The sequence below is a fragment of the Polaromonas sp. P1_F8 genome, from assembly GCF_056405635.1.
Window position 1 is genome coordinate 167802 of the sequence record NZ_JBFUBS010000009.1, and the last position, 18816, is coordinate 186617.

At 60.5% G+C, this 18816-nt stretch carries 17 protein-coding genes and 20 tRNA genes; 33 read left to right on the top strand and 4 right to left on the bottom strand.

Going from position 1 to position 18816, the window contains the following annotated elements; translation table 11 throughout:
• Positions 1-44: 44 nt before the first annotated feature.
• Together AC1D1J_RS21725 and apaG are read right to left on the bottom strand one after the other, a co-directional pair.
• Entirely contained in the window at positions 45-2006 is a 1962-nt protein-coding gene (locus tag AC1D1J_RS21725; RefSeq protein WP_477687426.1) for a site-specific recombinase, read from the bottom strand.
• Positions 2007-2027: 21 nt separating this feature from the next.
• Positions 2028-2423, bottom strand: a complete 396-nt coding sequence (gene apaG / locus AC1D1J_RS21730; RefSeq protein ID WP_457282449.1) for a Co2+/Mg2+ efflux protein ApaG — start codon at positions 2421-2423, stop codon at positions 2028-2030.
• 97 nt (positions 2424-2520) lie between these two features.
• Here apaG and rpe point away from each other — a divergent pair, with 97 nt between their 5' ends.
• The 4 genes from rpe (at position 2521) to AC1D1J_RS21750 (ending at position 8344) form a co-directional block, all read left to right on the top strand.
• Positions 2521-3216 (top strand): ribulose-phosphate 3-epimerase, encoded by a 696-nt coding sequence (gene rpe / locus AC1D1J_RS21735; RefSeq protein ID WP_457282302.1) that lies wholly within the window; start codon positions 2521-2523, stop codon positions 3214-3216.
• Positions 3217-3313: 97 nt separating this feature from the next.
• Positions 3314-4894: an adenylate/guanylate cyclase domain-containing protein gene (locus tag AC1D1J_RS21740; RefSeq protein ID WP_477687425.1), complete on the top strand. Its 1581-nt coding sequence runs from the start codon at positions 3314-3316 to the stop codon at positions 4892-4894.
• A 126-nt stretch (positions 4895-5020) separates the two neighbouring features.
• A complete protein-coding gene (locus AC1D1J_RS21745; protein WP_477695834.1) occupies positions 5021-5773 on the top strand; it encodes a response regulator transcription factor in 753 nt (250 codons plus the stop codon).
• Between the two features lie 42 nt (positions 5774-5815).
• Positions 5816-8344, top strand: coding sequence for a PAS domain S-box protein (locus AC1D1J_RS21750; protein ID WP_477695835.1), 2529 nt, complete (start codon positions 5816-5818; stop codon positions 8342-8344).
• A gap of 157 nt (positions 8345-8501) precedes the next feature.
• Here the strand turns inward: AC1D1J_RS21750 and AC1D1J_RS21755 are convergent, their stop codons facing one another.
• A complete protein-coding gene (locus AC1D1J_RS21755; RefSeq protein WP_457282298.1) occupies positions 8502-8933 on the bottom strand; it encodes a hypothetical protein in 432 nt (143 codons plus the stop codon).
• A 5-nt stretch (positions 8934-8938) separates the two neighbouring features.
• On the opposite strand from AC1D1J_RS21755, the gene AC1D1J_RS21760 reads away from it, so the two are divergent.
• From AC1D1J_RS21760 to gph, 24 genes are all read left to right on the top strand, one after another.
• The gene (locus tag AC1D1J_RS21760; RefSeq protein ID WP_477695836.1) at positions 8939-9235 is read left to right on the top strand and encodes a hypothetical protein; all 297 of its coding nucleotides are present in this window, start codon (positions 8939-8941) and stop codon (positions 9233-9235) included.
• A 173-nt stretch (positions 9236-9408) separates the two neighbouring features.
• A tRNA-Gly gene (locus tag AC1D1J_RS21765) sits at positions 9409-9484 on the top strand.
• A 173-nt stretch (positions 9485-9657) separates the two neighbouring features.
• Positions 9658-9734: transfer RNA gene (locus AC1D1J_RS21770), tRNA-Thr, on the top strand.
• A gap of 8 nt (positions 9735-9742) precedes the next feature.
• Positions 9743-9820: transfer RNA gene (locus AC1D1J_RS21775), tRNA-Glu, on the top strand.
• 130 nt (positions 9821-9950) lie between these two features.
• Positions 9951-10041 (top strand) — tRNA-Ser (locus tag AC1D1J_RS21780).
• A gap of 49 nt (positions 10042-10090) precedes the next feature.
• Positions 10091-10169: transfer RNA gene (locus tag AC1D1J_RS21785), tRNA-Gln, on the top strand.
• Positions 10170-10178: 9 nt separating this feature from the next.
• A tRNA-Ile gene (locus AC1D1J_RS21790) sits at positions 10179-10253 on the top strand.
• A gap of 18 nt (positions 10254-10271) precedes the next feature.
• Positions 10272-10350 (top strand) — tRNA-Arg (locus tag AC1D1J_RS21795).
• Positions 10351-10373: 23 nt separating this feature from the next.
• A tRNA-Arg gene (locus AC1D1J_RS21800) sits at positions 10374-10453 on the top strand.
• Positions 10454-10480: 27 nt separating this feature from the next.
• Positions 10481-10556 (top strand) — tRNA-Pro (locus AC1D1J_RS21805).
• A 26-nt stretch (positions 10557-10582) separates the two neighbouring features.
• Positions 10583-10658: transfer RNA gene (locus tag AC1D1J_RS21810), tRNA-Asp, on the top strand.
• 97 nt (positions 10659-10755) lie between these two features.
• A tRNA-Leu gene (locus AC1D1J_RS21815) sits at positions 10756-10842 on the top strand.
• An 11-nt stretch (positions 10843-10853) separates the two neighbouring features.
• A tRNA-Leu gene (locus tag AC1D1J_RS21820) sits at positions 10854-10938 on the top strand.
• 15 nt (positions 10939-10953) lie between these two features.
• Positions 10954-11030 (top strand) — tRNA-Trp (locus tag AC1D1J_RS21825).
• Between the two features lie 9 nt (positions 11031-11039).
• Positions 11040-11125, top strand: a tRNA-Cys gene (locus AC1D1J_RS21830).
• Positions 11126-11139: 14 nt separating this feature from the next.
• Positions 11140-11218, top strand: a tRNA-Arg gene (locus AC1D1J_RS21835).
• A gap of 35 nt (positions 11219-11253) precedes the next feature.
• The gene (locus AC1D1J_RS21840; protein WP_477695837.1) at positions 11254-11451 is read left to right on the top strand and encodes a hypothetical protein; all 198 of its coding nucleotides are present in this window, start codon (positions 11254-11256) and stop codon (positions 11449-11451) included.
• A gap of 28 nt (positions 11452-11479) precedes the next feature.
• Positions 11480-11555: transfer RNA gene (locus AC1D1J_RS21845), tRNA-Asn, on the top strand.
• 13 nt (positions 11556-11568) lie between these two features.
• Positions 11569-11643 (top strand) — tRNA-Ile (locus AC1D1J_RS21850).
• A gap of 17 nt (positions 11644-11660) precedes the next feature.
• A tRNA-His gene (locus tag AC1D1J_RS21855) sits at positions 11661-11736 on the top strand.
• Positions 11737-11740: 4 nt separating this feature from the next.
• Positions 11741-11815, top strand: a tRNA-Lys gene (locus AC1D1J_RS21860).
• Between the two features lie 26 nt (positions 11816-11841).
• Positions 11842-11917 (top strand) — tRNA-Val (locus AC1D1J_RS21865).
• 22 nt (positions 11918-11939) lie between these two features.
• A complete protein-coding gene (locus AC1D1J_RS21870; protein WP_477687419.1) occupies positions 11940-12500 on the top strand; it encodes an HNH endonuclease in 561 nt (186 codons plus the stop codon).
• Between the two features lie 302 nt (positions 12501-12802).
• Complete coding sequence (gene gph / locus AC1D1J_RS21875) at positions 12803-13513, top strand: phosphoglycolate phosphatase (RefSeq protein WP_477687418.1); 711 nt, start codon at positions 12803-12805, stop codon at positions 13511-13513.
• Positions 13514-13557: 44 nt separating this feature from the next.
• On the opposite strand, the gene AC1D1J_RS21880 is transcribed toward gph, so the two are convergent.
• Positions 13558-14145: a chalcone isomerase family protein gene (locus AC1D1J_RS21880; RefSeq protein ID WP_477687417.1), complete on the bottom strand. Its 588-nt coding sequence runs from the start codon at positions 14143-14145 to the stop codon at positions 13558-13560.
• A gap of 463 nt (positions 14146-14608) precedes the next feature.
• Between AC1D1J_RS21880 and trpE the strand changes: the two genes are divergently transcribed.
• From trpE to AC1D1J_RS21905, 5 genes are read left to right on the top strand one after another with little or no spacing between them, the layout of a single operon-like run.
• Positions 14609-16108 carry an anthranilate synthase component I gene (trpE, locus tag AC1D1J_RS21885; protein WP_477647118.1) on the top strand — a complete coding sequence of 500 codons (1500 nt, stop codon included), beginning with the start codon at positions 14609-14611 and terminating at the stop codon, positions 16106-16108.
• Positions 16105-16425, top strand: coding sequence for a chorismate mutase (locus AC1D1J_RS21890; protein WP_477687416.1), 321 nt, complete (start codon positions 16105-16107; stop codon positions 16423-16425). Before trpE ends, AC1D1J_RS21890 begins: the two co-directional genes overlap by 4 nt.
• A 3-nt stretch (positions 16426-16428) precedes the next feature.
• On the top strand, positions 16429-17010 hold the full coding sequence (locus AC1D1J_RS21895) for an aminodeoxychorismate/anthranilate synthase component II (RefSeq protein ID WP_477695838.1): 582 nt from the start codon (positions 16429-16431) through the stop codon (positions 17008-17010).
• Between the two features lie 60 nt (positions 17011-17070).
• Positions 17071-18120, top strand: coding sequence for a low-specificity L-threonine aldolase (gene ltaE / locus AC1D1J_RS21900; RefSeq protein WP_477695839.1), 1050 nt, complete (start codon positions 17071-17073; stop codon positions 18118-18120).
• A gap of 12 nt (positions 18121-18132) precedes the next feature.
• Complete coding sequence (locus AC1D1J_RS21905) at positions 18133-18783, top strand: LysE family translocator (RefSeq protein WP_477687413.1); 651 nt, start codon at positions 18133-18135, stop codon at positions 18781-18783.
• Positions 18784-18816: the final 33 nt, after the last annotated feature.

Consider the following 18816-nt stretch of genomic DNA (forward strand, 5'->3'; position numbering starts at 1 on the left):
AGAACAGGCTACACGCAGTGAGCCTGGACAGGGGGAGCCAGCTTTTAGGGCATAAAGAAGCTGCGCGGATGGCTGCGCAGGCGTGCCCAGATGGCGATGCGTATGCGGGCCCGGTCCAGGTTGCTCACGTTGTGCGCCTGCAGGGCCAGGCGAAACGCCAGGTAAAAACTCACGCCGAGGTTGAGCGCGCCTATCAGGGGAATGGCAAGAATGCAGGACCAGATTTGCCAGTGCCGGAATGCTTCGAGCCCGAGAGAGGCGCCGGCCGCCGCCAGTTGTCCGGTTGACAGGGTGACGTGGCGGGCCTGGAGTTCAAGCCCGAAAAAACCGGTGAAGGCCGGTATGAGGCCGAGCATGAAACCCAGTGCGATGTTGGACGCGAAACCCGAAATGTTGTCGCGCATGAAGCCGGACCATCGCGCAGCGCGCTCGCCGCCCAGCACGGAAGTGATGCGCGGGTTGTGGCGCATCGCCGAGTCAAGATGATGCAGTACAAACCAGTTCTCGGTCCAGCCCCCGATCATGCTGGCTGCGAACAGGATGCCGCCGGTGAACCCGGCCCATAGCAGAGCGGGGCCCATCACGGTGAGGGTTTCCAGCACGTGGTGCGCGTCGGCGATGCTGATCATGGGCCGGCCCAGAACGACCTGGATCAGCGTGTTGACAAGCAGCACGGCCGGCACGACCATGAATACATTGCCGCACACCGCCGCAACTTGCGAACGCACCAGGTGCGTCACCTCGTCGACAAACGCTTCAATGGGGCCGGTCGTATCGACCGAACCGATGTCCTTGAGCTTGGCCGCCATCGCCGGTGCGGTCATGGCTGGCTGCTTGGTGGCCAATGTGAAATGCAGCAGCTGGATGACAACAAAGCTGCCGGCATAGACGACGCTGGACCAGAAGCCCCCCCAGAAGGCAGAAAGACCAACGGCGACGACCATGAATTTCAGGAGCGTGGTGAAAGCGGTGATCGCTCCACCGCCCATGGCCTTGCCCAGCATTTCGCGGTATTCCTCGCGGGTACGGGTGATGTAGGTTTCCCCGGTCTCCGCGCTGCGCTCAGCCATCTTGGCCGACAGCAGCGTGGAGTTGGCGCTGATCAGCGCGCCTATGCTTTTGCTCTCCTGCGCCGTGATGACGCGGCGCGTCAGCAGTTTCAGCGCAGCCATGCCGGGTTTGGGCGAAAGCAGGGCGTCCAGCAGTTCGCGCACGCGCAGGATGCGTTCGCGCAACTGGCGCAGGCGAAACACCATGCCGACGGAGATACCGTGGTCTTCAAGGTGCACATAAATGCTGTTGACGGCCTGGCGGCAGGCGTCCAGTCGCTCACGGTACTGTGCGATGGCGGATTGCAGCTGGGCTTCGTTCCGGTCAGGCTTGAAGAACGCGTTGCGCAGCTCGTCAATATCAGCGGGCAAGGCATGGAAGGCCCGGGCATGTGGCGTGGCGCGGTTCATGCGCAGACGCAGCTCCGGCGCAAAACCGGTGGCGCGAATCTGCGCGGTGCAATACGTCAAGGCGTCCATCAGGCTGTATTGCCAGTGCAGTGCATCCAGCTTTGGGCTGGCCGACAACAGCTGCGTGAGGCGGCTGATCTGGGCGTCTTCCAGTGCGCCCATCCACTGGGCATCGAAACGTGTGGGGGCGACCAGTGGGAAAAGCTCCGAAGCATCGGTGGTTTCGGGCGTTCCGGGCAGCAGCTTGCGACGCAGGCGTTCGGCCAGCTCGCTGACAAACGCCGTGCGCGGAGCAAAGCCGAAGTCGGCCAGCAAGGTGGTGATGTCAACGGTCTGCATCAGCGTTTGCCACCAGGCCTGCAGCCGTGTGCGCACTTCGGGCTGCATCTCCACGGCGTCCATCAACGCCTGTACCCGTGACACGGCCGCAGGCACGGAAGTCTGGTCGCCGCGAATCCACTCGAAAAGCTTGATCAGCCAGACATGGCGCTGGGCCAGGTCGGCGTCGGGGTCGAGCGCCTTCAGGAGGGAGGCAAGATCCTTCATCAGCCGGTCAAACCCATCCGTTCAGTGCAGCACCCGGCCGTGCGGGGCGCTGCCGTTGTGTGCTTCCAGAACGAACATGGCAATGGGTACGTCAAAACGTTCGCCATCTTCGGCCACACAAAAATAGCTACCGTGCATGGTGCCGGTGGGCGTGCGCAGGCGCGATCCGCTGGTGTACTGGAAGGACTCGCCCGGCTTGAGCAGCGGCTGGTGACCCACAACGCCAAGCCCTTTGACCTCCTCGTTGTGGCCGTTGGCGTCGCTGATGATCCAGTGGCGGGAAATCAGCTGGGCGGTCACGTCGCCGGTGTTGGTTACCGTGACGGTGTAGGAAAACCCGTAGATGTGGTCTTCCGGGGCCGACTGGTCAGGCTGGTATTGCGGAACAACCTCGCAGGAGAACTGGTATTTGGGCATGGCAGGTAAACGGTTGGCGTCCATGTTAACCGCCCGCCCGGGAGGCTGCCATGCGTGCGGGCATGACGCGGCGGCGGCTTGCTGCGACAATCCGGCCATGCCTAAAAACACGCCGCCCACTTACCGGATCGCCCCCTCCATTTTGTCCGCCGACTTTGCCCGGCTGGGTGACGAGATCAAAGCCGTGATTGCTGCAGGAGCCGACTGGATCCACTTCGACGTCATGGACAATCACTATGTGCCCAACCTGACCTTTGGGCCGATGATTTGCCAGGCGCTCAAGCCTCATGCAAAAAAAGCCGATGGCACTGCCGTGCCGGTGGATGTCCACCTGATGGTGCAGCCCGTCGATGCACTGGCTGCAGCCTTTGCCGATGCAGGTGCCGACTTCATCAGTTTTCACCCCGAAGCGTCGGGCCATGTGCACCGCAGCGTGCAGGCCATCAAGGCAAAAGGCTGCAAAGCGGGGCTGGTGTTCAACCCGGCTTCTCCGCTGGATGTGCTGGACTGGGTGATTGAGGATATTGATCTCATCCTGATCATGAGCGTCAATCCGGGCTTTGGCGGACAAAGCTTTATTGACTCCGCGCTGCGCAAAATAGAAGATGCGAGAAAACGCATTGACGCTTCGGGAAAAGACATTCGCCTGGAAGTCGATGGGGGCATCAAGACCGACAATATCGCGCGCGTGGCATCGGCCGGTGCCGATACCTTTGTCGCGGGCAGTGCGATTTTCGGGAAACCCGACTACAGGGCGGTGATTGACGCCATGCGGGTGGAGCTGGTGAAATAAGGCAGACTGCAACGATGCAGACCCCTGTCTCCCATATCTCTCTGCCCGAAAACCGGTAGGGCCGCAACTGGCCCGGCATTCATGGAAGAGCCGCATCATGACTGAACCTGTGAAGCCGCCGGTTAACGAGACGCCCTCCGCGCGGAGGGCGCGCATCCTGGTGGTGGACGATACCGAGGACATACGCTATTTCCTCGCGACGCTGCTGCAGGACAAGTACGAAGTGATTGCCGCAGCGTCAGGTGAGGCCGGGCTGCAGGCGGCAACTTCAGGTGTGCGCCCCGAGATCATCCTGCTGGATGTGATGATGCCCGGCATGGACGGCTACGAGGTGATGCGGCAACTGGCAGGCGATCCGCGCACGGCTGATATCCCGGTGATCTTCCTGACGGCGCTTGCCAGTGTGGAGGAGGAGCAATATGGGCTGGACCTGGGGGCCACCGACTACATCACCAAGCCCGTCAGCCCGCCCATCCTGTTGGCGCGCGTCAGGATGCATCTTGAACGCAGCGCCAATGCCAAGCGCCTGAAGACCCTGTCAGAACAACTGTCGCGTTACCTGGCACCGCAGGTCTACCAGTCCCTCTTTGACGGGTCGCGCCAGGCTGAAATCGAGACGCAGCGCAAATGGCTCACGGTGTTTTTTTCGGACATCAAGAACTTCACCGAATCGACCGGTAAATGGCAGCCCGAAGAAGTCACGTTCCTGCTGAACAGCTATTTCGAAGAGATGTCGCAAATCGCGGCCGACTATGGCGCCACGCTGGACAAATTCATCGGCGATGCCATCGTGATTTTTTTCGGGGACCCGCACACCCTTGGCCGGCAGCAGGATGCCGTGCAGTGCGTCCGGATGGCGGTGGCCATGCTGGTGCGGCTTGACGAGCTTCAGGTGCGGTGGAAGGCGATGGGCATCGACAAGGCGTTTGAAATACGCATCGGCATTCATTCCGGGTTTTGCGATGTCGGAAATTTCGGCAGCAAGCTGCGCATGGACTACACCATTATTGGCCGGGAGGTGAACCTTGCCGCGCGGCTTGAGCAGGCCGCAGAGCCCGGCCAGATGCTGATCTCCCGCGAAACCCATGCACTGGTCCAGGCGGAAATCCAGGCCGAAGCGCGGCCTGCTGTCACGGCCAAGGGATTTGCGGAGCCCATTCCGGTTTATGCGGTGCTGAAACCGGCGCGCTTGCCGCAGGCTGTTGCGACAGCGACCCCGCCAACGTTGCAGCCGCCGCCGCGGGATACCGTCAAAACGCCGGGCACGGGAATTCCCATGGCGGATGCCGCAGACGCCACGTTGCCTGAGAGCATTGCCGGCCTGGATCTCAGCGTCGGCCTGACCCGCGCGATGGGCATGAAGGGGTTTTACCTGTCGATGCTGCGCCGCTACCTCGACGGCCGCCGGGATACTCCCCGGCATATTCGCGAAGCGCTGGATGCGGGCGACCTGAAGAATGCCGAACTGCTCAGTCATTCCCTGCGGGGCGTTTCGGCCCAGATCGGCGCCATTCGCGTGCCGGCGGATGCGGCCGCGCTTGAGCAGGCCATCAATGAGGGCCTGCCGCGCCAGAGCCTGGACGATTTACTCGGGAAACTGGAGTCATCTCTGGGCGAGCTGATTGCTGCGCTGCAGTCAGGGTTACCACCGACGGATCCGGCCGCCGCAGGCTCTTAGCGAGGCGATCCATGAGGGACCGGACCTGCAGGTGTATCGTTTCCTTACATCGCAAGCCACTAGAATCAGAATGCATTCAGGCTCATGCCACGACTGTTATCCGTTACCCGCGAAAGGACAACCACAGTGCATCCAAACAACATTTATGCGGTTACACCCAAAGGTCAACAGGAACTGCGCAGTGCCGCCACTTCGATTTCGCAGCCTGAGATTGAATTACTGGTGCGCCTTGATGGCATCCTGACGGTTGCGCAGATTCGGCAGAGCATGGGTGAAGCAGGCAGTACCACAGTAGACGGCACGCTCGATCTGCTCTATGCCAAGGGGCTCGTGGAAATGGTTCAGCCCGATCCGTTCGCGGCCTCGCTTCAACTCCACCTCAGCCCGTTGGCACTGACAGCGGCGGGCGCAGAAGCCGACTCCTGTGCTGCCACGCTCAAGAAGTCCAATTACTACGTGCGTATTGCGCGCAAACGCGGAGCACCCCGTTCCCATGCAGCTGGCGAGCGCCTGTCAGTCGTTATCGTGGACGACGAGGAGCACCTCGCCAAATTCCTTAAAAGCTACCTGACGTTCGAAGGCTTTGATGTCCGGACTGCCGGTTCCCGTGCCGAGATCGTGGCGGAGTTTCGCAAGCAGCCGATTCCCGATCTGGTGCTTCTGGACGTGATGCTTCCTGATGCGGACGGCTTCGACATCCTGCTGCGGATTCGCTCCCATCCCGTGCTCAAGGATGTTCCGGTCATCATGCTGACCGCCAAGGCAACGCGGGAGTCTGTGCTGAAGGGCCTGGCGGGCGGAGCCGACGGGTATGTCACCAAGCCTGTAGAGACGGAATCACTGATTCAGGCCGTCCGTACGGTGCTGGGCACCCAATAGTGCGCCTTTGCGGCGAACAGGCCTGAAGAAGCTCCAAGCGCCATGAAAATGCCCTTTCGCTCAAGCACCAACGTGGCCCTGTGTGCCGGAATGGTCCTGATCGCCCTGAGTATTGCGGCATCCTATGTCACCATCAATTCGCTGATCAGCGATGCGCAGAGCGAAAGTGAAACGCGGGAAAAGGCGCTCGTTCTCCAGCGCGTGGTTTCTGGATTCAAGGCGACGGAATCCCTGCAGCGGCGTTATTTGCTGACCAATGCCTCCAGCGACCTGGCTGACTACCGGCAGTCCCTTGCACAGATCCAGCAGGCGCTCCAAAGCATGCGGCCTAGCCAGGATGTTGTCACCTCCGCTGCAGATTGGCTCGCACTGAAAGATGCGATCACGCGAACGGTCGGCTTGATGGAACAGACCGTCACGGCACGCCAGCAATCCGGTCTGGAAGCCGCTATAGCCATCGTGGGTGGCCCCCTGAACCGCCAGCTCCACGATGAAATCGAAATCCTGGTTGGCAGCATCAAGGGGGGTGAAGAGTCAGCCCTTGAACACACCAAGGCCGAAACCCGCCAGACTGCTCAAACCGTCAAGCAGCTGATTCTGATGGGCGGGCTGCTGTCGCTCAGCATATTTGGCTGGGCGATCCAGAGGATTCTCCGGACGCAGGAAAAGCGCCGCCGTGCTGAGGCGCAGCTTTTGGACAGCGAAGCCATGAGCCGGGCCGTGACCGAGAGCATGGCCGAAGGGCTGGTCACGGCAACGGGGGAAGGCCTGATCGTCCACGCGAACAGCGCAGCACGTCATCTTTTTGGTTACCGGCTCGAAGACCTGGTTGGCCAGGAGGTCACCATACTGCTGCCAACGCGGTACCGCATGGGGTTCAGTGCCTTTTTCTCCGGGCTGGGCGGCCGCCAGCGCGGCTTCCGGGAGTGGGACGTCAAGATCCTGGGCCAGCGCCATGACGGGACCGAATTCCCCGTCAACGTGTCCTTTGGCGATGTCAATGTGAGCGGAAAGCGGCTTTTCACGGCCATCATTCACGACATCTCCGAGAGTGTGCGCATCACCGAGGCCCTTCGCAACAGCGAAGAGCAATTACGCCAGCTGACCGATACTGTCCCGGCCCTGATTGCCTATATCGACGGGGAGCAACGCTTTCAGTTCCACAACCGCGCCTACGAAGAAGCGTTTGGCTTGAAAGCCGAACAAATCGAGAACCGGCCGATGCAGGAAGTGCTGGGCGCTGAGCTGTATGACCAGGTCAGGGTACATGTACGCGAAGCACTTTCCGGCTACTCGGTGCGTCATGAGTTCGAATATGTGACAGCCGGCGGCGACCGCCGCGAGTACGTAATGAACTACTTCCCCAGATATGGTGAAGGCGACGAGCAGGACATGGTCATCGGGTTTTCCTCGCTTGGGACGGACGTCACCGAGCTCAAGCGTATCGACCGCATGAAAACCGAATTTGTTTCAACCGTCAGCCATGAGCTGCGCACGCCGCTGACGTCCATACGCGGGTCATTGGGACTGGTATGGGGCGGTGTGGCCGGCGAAATTCCGGAAAAAGCCAAAAACCTCGTAGGCATTGCCCAAAGCAATTGCGAGCGGCTGATCCGGCTGATCAATGACATTCTCGACAGCGAGAAAATCGAATCAGGGAAGATGCGTTTCGAGCTGCAGGCGCAGGAGCTTGAGCCATTGCTGGAGCGGGCCCTGGCAGATAACGAGGGCTTTGCCGCTCAGCACGGCGTCAAACTGGCCCTGCATAGGGCCGAAAATTCCCTGCAGGTCTGCGTTGACAGCGACCGGTTGATCCAGGTGGTGACCAACCTGTTGTCCAATGCCATCAAGTTTTCTCCTCCGGAGGGGACGGTCGATGTGACTGTGCGCAAGCGTGGCCGTCGCGCCCGGGTGGAGATCTCCGATAAGGGCCCCGGGATTCCCGACGAATTCCGGCAGCGCATCTTCCAGAAGTTCTCGCAGGCCGACTCCTCCGACACCCGCCAGAAAGGCGGGACCGGGCTTGGCCTGAGCATTTCCAAAGCCATTCTTGAGCGCATGGAGGGCAACATCGGTTTCACGACCGAGAGCAATGCGGGAACGACGTTTTACTTTGATTTGCCCGAATGGCGCGAAGCCCCCCCTGTCACCGCACCGGTGGGGCTGTATGCACGTCCCCGCGTGCTGGTGTGCGAGGACGACCCGGATGTCGCCAAGCTTATCGGCATGATCATGGATAAGGGCGGGTACGACGCGGACATGGCGCATACCGCAGACCAGGCACGTGACTATCTCAAGATGGAGACGTATGCCGCCATGACGGTGGATATCAAACTGCCTTACGAAAACGGCCTCACCGTTGTTCGTGAGCTGCGCGCCAACAAGCGCACCGCCACGCTACCGGTGCTTGTCTTGTCGGTCATCGCTGCAGAGGCCCGGCAGCATGCCGAAAACCAGTCGCTCGGCGTCTCGGAGTGGCTTGAAAAGCCGCTGGATGAGCAGCGCTTGCTGAAGTGCATCAAGCGCGCCATCAAAAGCCGTTCCAACGGGAAACGCGGGGGCGTTCTTTGATGGCTCCGGCGCTGTTCCGTTTTGACCGCGATCTGGAATGAAGAAATAAGTATCTGCAAATCGAGGCTTTGAGCGGGTAATGCAGATTTTGCGGAGATGAGGTTCCGCCGGCGTTGTTACAGTCCTACCCCTCAGTATCTGGTCCAGCAGAAATTTGTCATTTATCACCGGGCTTGGCCATGTGGGATAGATCATCTCCAGTTTGTCCACCAAAGCCCCGCTTCGCAAGCTGCATCAGCAGGCGCCGGCCCTTGGCATCCGTCGTCCGCCAGGCAATGCGGGCGAGTTCGATAAAAGCGTTTTCTGCAGGATTGATTGCGTCTCCGCCGTGATCCGTATCCATCCAGCCTTTTGGCTTTCCGGACTTGCTCTCGATCTGCGCGGCTGCTGCATCGCCGATGTTCCGCGCGGTGCCCTTGGCATCGCCCTTGAACTGGCTCAGCCCACCGGCGCTGAGGCCAAGTTGTCTGGCGATGCGGCCCAACATGCCGACAGGTGATTCGCCAGCGGCCAACTCCTTCTCGCTGAACTCCCGGATGATGATCAGCAGGTTGTTGCGCCGGTTTCTATTGACGTTCTCTGAGTCCATGTGACGTGATTGCAACAATCGAATTTATTTTGCATCGACCCGTTGACGATGGCGTAAAAAGATTTTACATTACCTTTCATCGCTACTTTGACATCAACTTTTTTCACGCACTCATCATGAAGCCGATAGCCGCCAACGCAAGAAACAACACCCCCGTCTGGGGCGGTGTTGCCGTGCGTCGCATTGACGTTCATCTACGCGAGTGCCGTGGGCAGAGTTCTTTTGCGCTGTCCATTTTGCGGACAGCCATGCCCAAGCAGAACCACGAGGATTCCATACAACCGGGAGGAGGAGACGCCTAGGCGTACCTTCTAAATCTCTGACACCCAGAGGCCCGGTATCCGCAAGGAACCGGGCCTTTTTGTTTTTCCCTGACGGTGATCGTGCCGTCGATGCGCTTCAAGCGCGGGAGTCTTTAAAAATTTGCAGCGGGACAGCAGCCAAACACTGGATGGCAGCGAGTCTCGCAAAAATTGCGGACATAGCTCAGTGGGTAGAGCGTGAGCCTTCCAAGCTCAATGTCGTCGGTTCGAAGCCGTCTGTCCGCTCCATTTCGGGTGTGCCTGTTTCACGTCACCTGCGCGAGACCGAGGAGACGGTCTGGTGGCGTGTGTGCTGGCAGCCGGGGTTCATGGCCCCGGAAGTGCAGTGCAGTGGGAGATCCCGGTTCGGCTTTATGCCGGCCGCCCACATGCAGGTACAGCCGAAATGGATTCAGTTTTTAGCCCGCGTAGCTCAGTCGGTAGAGCAGCCGCCTTGTAAGCGGCAGGTCGTCCGTTCAAATCGCGACCGTGGGCGCCAGGGTATTTGTCACGTTCGTCTAGCTGGCTCAGGACACAAGGCTTTCATTCTTGTAGACAGGGGTTCGAATCCCCTACGTGACGCCAATTCCAGCGCTGGCAGCCAGGTAGTTGGCTGGCAGTTGTTCAGTAAAGAAGCGCAGTGCTCGCAAGAGCGTAGTGCGGAAACCGGCCTCAAAGATAGGGTGGCACCGGAACTCGTAACCGGAGATTTTTTGGAAGATTGGCCGAGAGGTTCAAGGCACTCGCTTGCTAAGCGAGAGCTCGTGAAAATGGGCGCATGGCATCGAACCCCTTATCTTCCGCCATCTCTTTTAGTCATCTCTTTCCGTCATTTGTTCTCGCCATCTGTTTGATGGGCCGTTCGCCAAGCTGGTCCAAGGCATCGGGTTTTGATCCCGACATTTCGGTGGTTCGAATCCATCACGGCCTGCCATTTTTTTCGGGTTGCATAGCTCAGTGGTAGAGCAGCGGGCTCATAACCCGCCGGTCGTTGGCTCGGTCCCAACTGCAACCACCATCCGCATCACCAGGCTTTGCGCGTATAGCTCAGCTGGATTCAGAGCGCGACCCTCCGAAGGTCGAGGCCGGCAGTTCGAGTCTGCCTGCGTGCACCAGAAATAACCCAGGTAGATTTTTTCTCGCGTTAGCTCAGTCCGGAATCAGAGCATCTGCCTACGAAGCAGAGGGTCGGAAGTTCAAATCTTTCACGCGAGGCCATTCAGTTTTCATTCAGTTCGATTCAATCCGTGTGTGGCGCAGTTGGAAGCGCGCGTGCTTTGGGAGCATGAGGTCGCAGGTTCGAGACCTGCTACACGGACCATCTTCATTCTTGTCTTTTTCATTTTTGGTCTGTTAGCTCAGCTGGTAGAGCACTTCCCTGTCGAGGATGTGGTCACGGGTTCGATTCCCGTACAGGCCGCCACAGTTATGTCGTGAATGTCGTGGCACTTCGGTCGATGGAGCGATGAGTCGACAACCCATGCGCCGGCACGAACCCGGACCGGGACGCCAAAAGAAATGCTCAAGTGGCGGAATTGGAAGACGCACCTGCTTCAAAACCAGGTCTTTTCGGAGTTTTGGGAGTTCGAATCTCCCCTTGAGCACCAGAACAGTTTTAGCCCCGGTGGTGGAATGGGAAGACACACTGGCCTCAGAAGCCAGCGCTTTCGGGCATGCCGGTTCGACGCCGGCCTGGGGCACCATTTTTAGATTTTCATGGGCGTATAGCTCAACCAGGCAGAGCAGCGGCCTCCAAAGCCGAAGGCTGGAAGTTCGATTCTTCTCGCGCCCGCCAGCGATTTCCGGCGGTGTACCCCAGTGGTCGAAGGGAGCGGATTGCAAATCCGCCTGCGTCAGCACGCGTCAGTTCGAATCTGACCACCGCCTCCATCTCATTGCTTTCAGCGCCTGTAGCTCAGCCAGGACAGAGCGCTGGGCTTCTACCCCAGTTTGTCGGCCGTTCGAATCGGCCCAGGCGCGCCACATTCCTCATTCAACCAACCTCAAGGAGATTTGCCATGACAGCCAGAAACACAGCGGCCTCCAGGAGGATGGCCAAACGGACAGCCACACCACGCAACCGCATTGTTCGTGCCTTGCTGCGCAGCATCGTCGCCGCCGGCAGCGCGCGGCATCGTCACGCCTTGCCGAAGCGCGGGGATGCACAGGATGAGCGCGACCTGGATCAGCGCGTCCGCGAATGCGGCGAGTGGTGAGCACGCCTGGTTTCCCCCTCCCCGTTAGTCCACGATAGCTCAGCTGGTAGAGCGCGCGACTGTTAATCGCGTCGTCCCTGGTTCGACCCCAGGTCGTGGAGCCAATTTTTTCTTCATAGCCGCATAGCTCAGTGGTAGAGCAGTGCCTTGATAAGGCACAGGTCGCTGGTTCGATGCCAGCTGCGGCTACCAACTTTTTCATTTTTCTGGTGCAAGTGGCGCAGTTGGCAGCGCAGCGGGATGTGACCCCGCGGGTCACCGGTTCGAGTCCGGTCTTGCACCCCACCCTGCGGGCATAGCTCAGAGGAAGAGCAACCGGCTTTTAACCGGTAGGTCGAGATTTCGAAATTCTCTGCCCGCACCACTCGTCATTCAGCTCTTCGGTTTTTCAGCTCTTTAGCTCAGCAGGTAGAGCAGCGCCCTTACAAGGCGATGGTCGGGAGTTCGAGCCTCTCAAGAGCTACCAACTTCTTTTTTTGGAGGCCACGATGCATCACGTTCTGCAGCTCGACATCCAGGGGACGCCCCAGGCCTGGATCACGGCTGAAGATGCGGCGTTGCACTATGCCACTGGTACTGTGGCGTGGGAGGAGGGCGAGAGCCCTCTCGTCACGCTCCGCGGCGGGTGGAACGTGGCGCATGGCCGGCAATCGCTGATGGTCATTCAGCCCATCATCGCCCTGAGCGGCTCGCCGCGGCGCAACCTGTTTGAGGTTACGCCGGCCGTATCGAAACCCAAGCTGTTGCGCCGGGACCGCTGCACCTGCGCCTACTGCGCTCAGATTTTCCTCGAGAAAGATCTCGAGGCCGAGCACATCATTCCCGACAGCAAGGGTGGAGCCTACAGCTGGACCAACCTGGTCAGCGCATGCCGTTCGTGCAATGCCCGAAAAGGCGCCCGGACCCCCGAGCAGGCTGGAATGCCGCTGGTCTACCTGCCTTACGTTCCGTCGCTGTGGGAAGACTTCCTGCTGCGCGGCCGCAATGTACGGGCCGATGTCCATGAGTGGCTGGCCGTCCGGCTGCCCAAGGGATCCAGGCTGAATTGAGTTCAGCAGCCGAAGCGGCGCGTCGCGAAAGTGGTGCGCCGCTTTTTTATTGCCGATAGTCCCCTGGATCATCGGCATGCCGTTCAGCATGCCTGTGCGCGGCCCACTGCCGCCGCCATATGGCAGGACCGGCCGGAGTCACGGCTGAAGAAGGCAACAGGCTATCTGCCTTTAAGATCAACCCGATGAGGTACTGGCGGTGACTGGTCTTGGGGAGAATTCCTGTGCCAGGAATGACCCACCCGTATCATCAGTTCGGGCCGCTATCTGTTTTGAGCGCTACTGCCTTGTATTGAACCCTAATGATTTTTGACAACGACCGTTTTGACGCTGCCATCCTCGACCTGGACGGCACCATGGTCGATACCCTGGGCGACTTTGTGGCTGCCCTCAACCTGATGCTGGCCGAAATGCTGCCGGGCCACCTGCCGGCGTTTGCGCTTGATGCTGCAGCAGTGGAACGCATGGTTGGAAAAGGCTCGGAGCATCTCGTCAAGACCACGCTGAAATATGTCCAGGCAAAGATGGGTATTGCGCTGCCGGCTATCGATTTAATAGCGCTTTACGATGCGGCCTACGCCGCTTACCAACGGCATTACACCCGCATCAATGGCCGGCACTCTGCGGTTTATCCGGGTGTCCTGGAAGGCTTGCATGTGTTGCAGCAGGACGGACTGCGGCTTGCCTGCCTGACCAACAAACCCCTGGCGTTTGCCCGCGAACTGCTCAAGCTCAAAGGCCTCGACGGCTTTTTTACCCAGGTTTTTGGCGGGGATTCATTCGAGCGCAAAAAGCCAGATCCGCTGCCCTTGCTGAGAACCTGCGAATGCCTCGGCACTTCGCCTGCCCGCACGCTGATGATCGGCGACTCCAGCAACGATGCCCGGGCCGCCCGGGCCGCGGGCTGTCCGGTGTTGCTGGTGACGTATGGGTATAACCATGGCGAGCCGGTTCGCGCTGTGGACGCCGATGGCTTCATTGACTCGCTGGCGGAGCTGCGGTTTCAGAAATGACAACGGGGCTTGCGCCCCGTTGAGAGAGTGTGGCTTGCGCCGCTTCAGGCGGGTTTGCCGAGCATCGCGTCCCTGAGTTTCCAGTCAGCCGGTTGTGGACCCAGCCAGATGCGCACGAGGGCGTTGAAGAATTCAAGCTCCTTGAAGGGCTCGCCTTGTGGTTTGCCTTTGACGGAGATCACGGTGCCGGTGCCGGGGATCCAGTCGATGGTGAAGCCTTCGCCGGCTACCAGCTTTTTCTGGTCGGCAAAGAGCTGGCCCATCCTGATGAGGCCGGGGATCAGCTTGGACATTTCGCCTTTTGGGGTGTTCTCTGTGAAGGCTGTGGTAAAGCCCTTGCCCAATTCGTTGGAGTCAATGTCGCGCAGCAGGGTGATGCTGATGCGCTTGGGGCCGGCCATGGTGTAGACCTCTTCGGGGGTGGCGGCCTTTTTTGGCAGGTACATCGCGGCCACATAGACCTTGAACACCGCCTTGTAGCGAATGCCGGCGCCATTGAGCTGCAGCTTGGTGCCGTGGACCTCTACCGGGTCGTCGAGTTTGACGCCGGAAACCTCCATCGGGGCGGCGAGGACGCCCAGTGACAGCATTAAACCGGCCAGGCCCGCCATGCATCGCGTTGTCAAAGTCATGAATTGTCTCCAAGGGTGGTGAAATAGAACGAACGTTCTTTTTTATGTCTCATTTTGAAGGCCGCAGAGGGCCTGCCGCAAGAGGGTTTGCGAGATAAGCATTAGTACTAGTGACTTTTTTTAGCGGGACCAGGTGCCTGGGCAGGTCAGGCCGGGGCGGTCTTTGCTACACTTTGGCCCACATGTTCATTCATCGCATCATTCAGACAGGTTGTGGCGACCGGGGAGCCTGGCCCTGGCGTACCTGTCATTTCTCGCACGCCTGAGGCGCATGCGGGCCGGCACCTGACCATTCAGCCAGTTTGCCTTCTGCCCGTCCCGATGCCGCCGGTTCTGCGACACCCCCCTTTTCTTCCTGATGTGCCCTTGCAAGCAGCAAGCGCATCCCGGCCCCGGTCTTCGGGGCGTTTTGAATGACAGGTGGCCGTGCCTTTAAGTGCGTGGCCCCTTGCGAAGGACCATCGTGATCACAGAACTCGAATTTAAAAGCCTGGCCGGCCAGGGCTACAACCGCATTCCCTTGATGGTCGAGGCGTTTGCCGACCTCGAAACACCTCTTTCCCTTTATCTCAAGCTTGCGCATTCCAGAGACGGCGGCAAGTTCAGCTTCCTGCTGGAATCGGTGGTGGGGGGCGAGCGGTTCGGCCGCTACAGTTTTATCGGCCTTCCCGCACGCACACTGGTGCGGGCATCCGGTTTTGGGCCAGATACCCTGACCGAAGTGGTGACGGACGGCAAGGTTGTGGAAACCTCCAAAGCCAATCCGCTGGACTTCATCAGCGACTACCAAAAGCGTTTCAAGGTCGCCCTGCGGCCCGGCCTGCCGCGCTTTTGCGGCGGCCTGGCGGGGTACTTCGGCTACGACACCGTGCGTTACGTCGAAAAGAAACTCGAAGCCTCCTGCCCGCCCGACACACTGGGCTGCCCCGACATCCTGTTGCTGCAGTGTGAAGAGCTCGCCGTGATCGACAACCTGTCGGGCAAGCTTTACCTGATTGTTTATGCCGACCCGGCGCGGCCGGAGGCCTACGCGAATGCCAAAAAACGCCTGCGCGAACTCAAGGACCAGCTGAAGTATTCCGTCAGCGCGCCGGTGGTGAAACCGTCGCAGAGTTATCCCGCTGAGCGTGACTTTGCCAAGGCAGACTACATCGCCGCCGTGGAACGCGCGAAGCGGTTGATCGAGGCGGGCGACTTCATGCAGGTGCAGGTCGGCCAGCGCATCAAGAAGCGTTACACCGAGTCCCCGCTGAGCCTGTATCGCGCGCTGCGTTCATTGAACCCCTCGCCTTACATGTATTACTACCACTTCGGCGACTTTCACGTCGTGGGGGCGTCTCCTGAAATTCTGGTGCGCCAGGAAAAAATCGACGACGGGCAAAAAATCACCATCCGGCCGTTGGCGGGCACGCGGCCCCGCGCCTCTTCGCCTGAGGCCGACAAGGCCGTGGAGCACGAACTGGTGAACGACCCCAAAGAGCGCGCTGAACACGTGATGTTGATCGACCTCGCCCGCAACGACATCGGCCGCATCGCCAAAACCGGCACCGTGAAAGTCACCGAGGCCTTCGCAGTTGAACGGTACAGCCATGTCATGCACATCGTCAGCAATGTCGAGGGCACGCTGCTGGATGGCATGTCGAGCATGGACGTGCTCAAGGCCACCTTCCCGGCGGGCACGCTCACCGGCGCGCCCAAGGTCCATGCCATGGAGCTGATCGACCAGCTGGAGCCGACCAAGCGGGGCCTCTACGGCGGCGCCTGCGGTTACCTCAGCTATGCCGGCGACATGGACGTGGCCATTGCCATCCGCACCGGCATCATCAAGGACCAGACGCTGTATGTGCAGGCGGCGGCCGGCGTGGTGGCCGATTCCGTGGCCGAACTCGAATGGATGGAAACCGAAGCCAAGGCACGCGCGCTGCTGCGGGCGTCCGAGCTGGTGGAGGAGGGCCTGGAATGAGCACGCTGTCCCGTCCCGCCATTGAGCACTGCGACACCATGGCCGAGGTGCGCCGCCACATCGATGCGCTGGACGACCGCATCGCGCCGTTGATCGCCGAGCGCAGCGCCTATGTGGCGCAGGCCGCGCGCATCAAGCAAAGCGCCGGCCAGATTGTCGACAACGCACGTATCGAGTTCATCGTTGATCGTGTGCGTGCACAGGCCCGTGCGGCCGGCGCCCCCGAGGCCATCATGGAGGCGACCTACCGCGCCATGATTGCCGCATCCATTGATTTTGAGCGCGGCGAGTTCACACGCCTGCGCGAGGGAGACTGAACCATGAAGCGCACCAAACTCCTGATGATCGACAACTACGACAGCTTCACCTATAACATCGTCCAGTATTTTGGCGAGCTCGGTGCCGAAGTCGAAGTGTTTCGCAATGACGAGATCACGGTGGCCGAAATCGCCGCGCGCGCTCCTGACGTGCTGGTGGTGTCGCCCGGTCCGTGCTCACCGGCCGAAGCCGGTATTTCGGTGGCGGCGATCCAGCATTTCGCCGGCAAGCTGCCGATTCTGGGCGTCTGCCTGGGCCACCAGGCCATAGGCGCCGCTTTTGGCGGCAAGATCGTGCGTGCCCAGCAGCTCATGCACGGCAAGACCAGCGTCATCACCACCACACAGCAGGGTGTGTTCGCCGGGCTGCCCGAGCAGTTTGTGGTGAACCGCTACCACTCGCTGGCCATTGAAAAGTCTTCATGTCCCTATGTGCTGGCTGTCACGGCGCGAACCGACGACGGCGAGATCATGGGCGTGCGCCACAAGGAGCTGCCGATCCAGGGTGTGCAATTCCATCCGGAATCCATCCTCACCGAGCACGGCCACGCCATGCTGAAGAACTTCCTGGAGCAGACAGCATGACCTATTTTGCTATTATTTTAATAGCTGCTCGCGCCCGTTCCTATTGCCCTGGAGGCCAAAATGACTGATAAAAAAGTCGTTGACCTGCGCAGCGATACCGTGACCCGGCCCACGGCCGCCATGCGTGAGGCCATGCTGGCTGCACCGCTGGGTGACGACGTTTTCGGCGACGACCCGGCCGTCAATGCGCTGCAGGAAAAGATTGCCGGATTGCTGGGCTTTGAGGCCGCGCTCTTCGTGCCCACCGGGACGCAGAGCAATCTTTGCGCGATCCTCTCCCACTGCCAGCGCGGTGACGAATACATCGTCGGCCAGATGGCGCACTGCTACCGCTGGGAAGGCGGCGGCGCGGCGGTGTTCGGCAGTGTGCAGCCGCAGCCGCTGAACCACCACACTGATGGCACGTTGGCGCTTGCCGAGATCGAAGCCGCCATCAAACCTGACGACGCGCACTTCGCGCGCACCCGGATGCTGGCGCTCGAGAACACCCTGGGCGGCAAGCTGCTGCCGTTTGAGTATGTGCAGCAGGCGACCGCGCTGGCGAAGAAGCACGGCCTGGCGCGCCACCTGGACGGAGCGCGGCTCTTTAACGCCGCTGTGGCGCAGGCTGCGCAAACGGGCAGCAACCCGCTGGCGGAGGCGCGCCGCATTGCGGATTGTTTTGACAGCGTCTCGGTGTGTTTCAGCAAAGGCCTGGGCGCGCCGGTGGGTTCGGCCCTGTGCGGCTCGCGCGAATTCATCGCGCGGGCGCACCGCATCCGCAAGATGGCCGGCGGCGGCATGCGGCAGGCGGGCATGCTGGCTGCAGCAGCGTCGCATGCACTGGACCACCATGTCGGACGTCTCGCGCAAGACCACGCCCTGGCCAAATACCTGGCCGACGGCCTGGCGGGCATTGACGGCCTGCAGGTAGAGGCACCACAGACCAACATTGTGTTTGTCGACCTGACCGGCGCGGCGCGGGACCGGTCCGCTGCCTTGCTCAAGCACCTGGCCGGCCAGGGCATAGAGGCCACGGGGCTGTATCGCCTGCGTTTTGTCACCCATCTGGACGTGGACACCGCCGGTGTGGACCGTGCCATCGCTGCCATCCGGCAGTTTTTTAACTGAAAGGACTTAGCCATGCCCGACTTTCAACACCTGTTGCTTTTCATCGCGGCTGGCTGGCTGCTGAACCTGACGCCGGGCCCTGATGTGCTTTACATCGTGACCAATTCACTGCGCTCGGGCGCGCGCGCCGGCATTGTTGCCGGCCTCGGCATCACGGCTGGCTGCTTCGTCCACATCTTCGCGGCGGCCGTGGGCGTCGGTGCCTTGCTTGCGACTTCGGCTACGGCATTTACCGTACTCAAATGGATAGGCGCGGCGTACCTGCTGTGGATAGGCGCGAAAATTTTGTTTTCCAGGGCGCCGCAGGCCACCACCGACCTCGCCGCGGCGGCTGCCGCCCAGCCGGAGCGGCGCCTGAAAGCCGTCTTCATGGGCGGCTTCTGGACCAACGTGCTGAACCCCAAGGTGGCGATTTTTTTCCTGGCCTTTGTGCCGCAGTTCATCGCACCCGGCACCGACAACAAGGCCCTGGCCTTTGTGTTGTTGGGCGTGCTGTTCAATTTGAACGCCATTCCAGTCAATTCGGGCTGGGCGCTGGCGGCTGCCTGGATGGCCCGGCGCGATGCCGTGCAGCGCGGCATGCACTGGCTGGACCGCGCGGCTGGCGCCATGTTCATCGCGTTCGGCCTCAAGCTGGCCTTCACCGATCATCCGGCCAACTGAGCCGGTTCCCTATAGCTCCAGAACGAAGAAGCG

Excerpts from the sequence above, each read along its gene's own strand:
- AC1D1J_RS21725 (WP_477687426.1), bottom strand. The coding sequence starts at position 2,006 with ATGAAGGATCTTGCCTCCCTCCTGAAGGCGCTCGACCCCGACGCCGAC.
- apaG (WP_457282449.1), bottom strand. The coding sequence starts at position 2,423 with ATGCCCAAATACCAGTTCTCCTGCGAGGTTGTTCCGCAATACCAGCCT.
- rpe (WP_457282302.1), top strand. The coding sequence starts at position 2,521 with ATGCCTAAAAACACGCCGCCCACTTACCGGATCGCCCCCTCCATTTTG.
- AC1D1J_RS21740 (WP_477687425.1), top strand. The coding sequence starts at position 3,314 with ATGACTGAACCTGTGAAGCCGCCGGTTAACGAGACGCCCTCCGCGCGG.
- AC1D1J_RS21750 (WP_477695835.1), top strand. The coding sequence starts at position 5,816 with ATGAAAATGCCCTTTCGCTCAAGCACCAACGTGGCCCTGTGTGCCGGA.
- AC1D1J_RS21755 (WP_457282298.1), bottom strand. The coding sequence starts at position 8,933 with ATGGACTCAGAGAACGTCAATAGAAACCGGCGCAACAACCTGCTGATC.
- AC1D1J_RS21840 (WP_477695837.1), top strand. The coding sequence starts at position 11,254 with ATGACAGCCAGAAACACAGCGGCCTCCAGGAGGATGGCCAAACGGACA.
- AC1D1J_RS21870 (WP_477687419.1), top strand. The coding sequence starts at position 11,940 with ATGCATCACGTTCTGCAGCTCGACATCCAGGGGACGCCCCAGGCCTGG.
- gph (WP_477687418.1), top strand. The coding sequence starts at position 12,803 with ATGATTTTTGACAACGACCGTTTTGACGCTGCCATCCTCGACCTGGAC.
- AC1D1J_RS21880 (WP_477687417.1), bottom strand. The coding sequence starts at position 14,145 with ATGACTTTGACAACGCGATGCATGGCGGGCCTGGCCGGTTTAATGCTG.
- AC1D1J_RS21890 (WP_477687416.1), top strand. The coding sequence starts at position 16,105 with ATGAGCACGCTGTCCCGTCCCGCCATTGAGCACTGCGACACCATGGCC.
- AC1D1J_RS21895 (WP_477695838.1), top strand. The coding sequence starts at position 16,429 with ATGAAGCGCACCAAACTCCTGATGATCGACAACTACGACAGCTTCACC.
- ltaE (WP_477695839.1), top strand. The coding sequence starts at position 17,071 with ATGACTGATAAAAAAGTCGTTGACCTGCGCAGCGATACCGTGACCCGG.
- AC1D1J_RS21905 (WP_477687413.1), top strand. The coding sequence starts at position 18,133 with ATGCCCGACTTTCAACACCTGTTGCTTTTCATCGCGGCTGGCTGGCTG.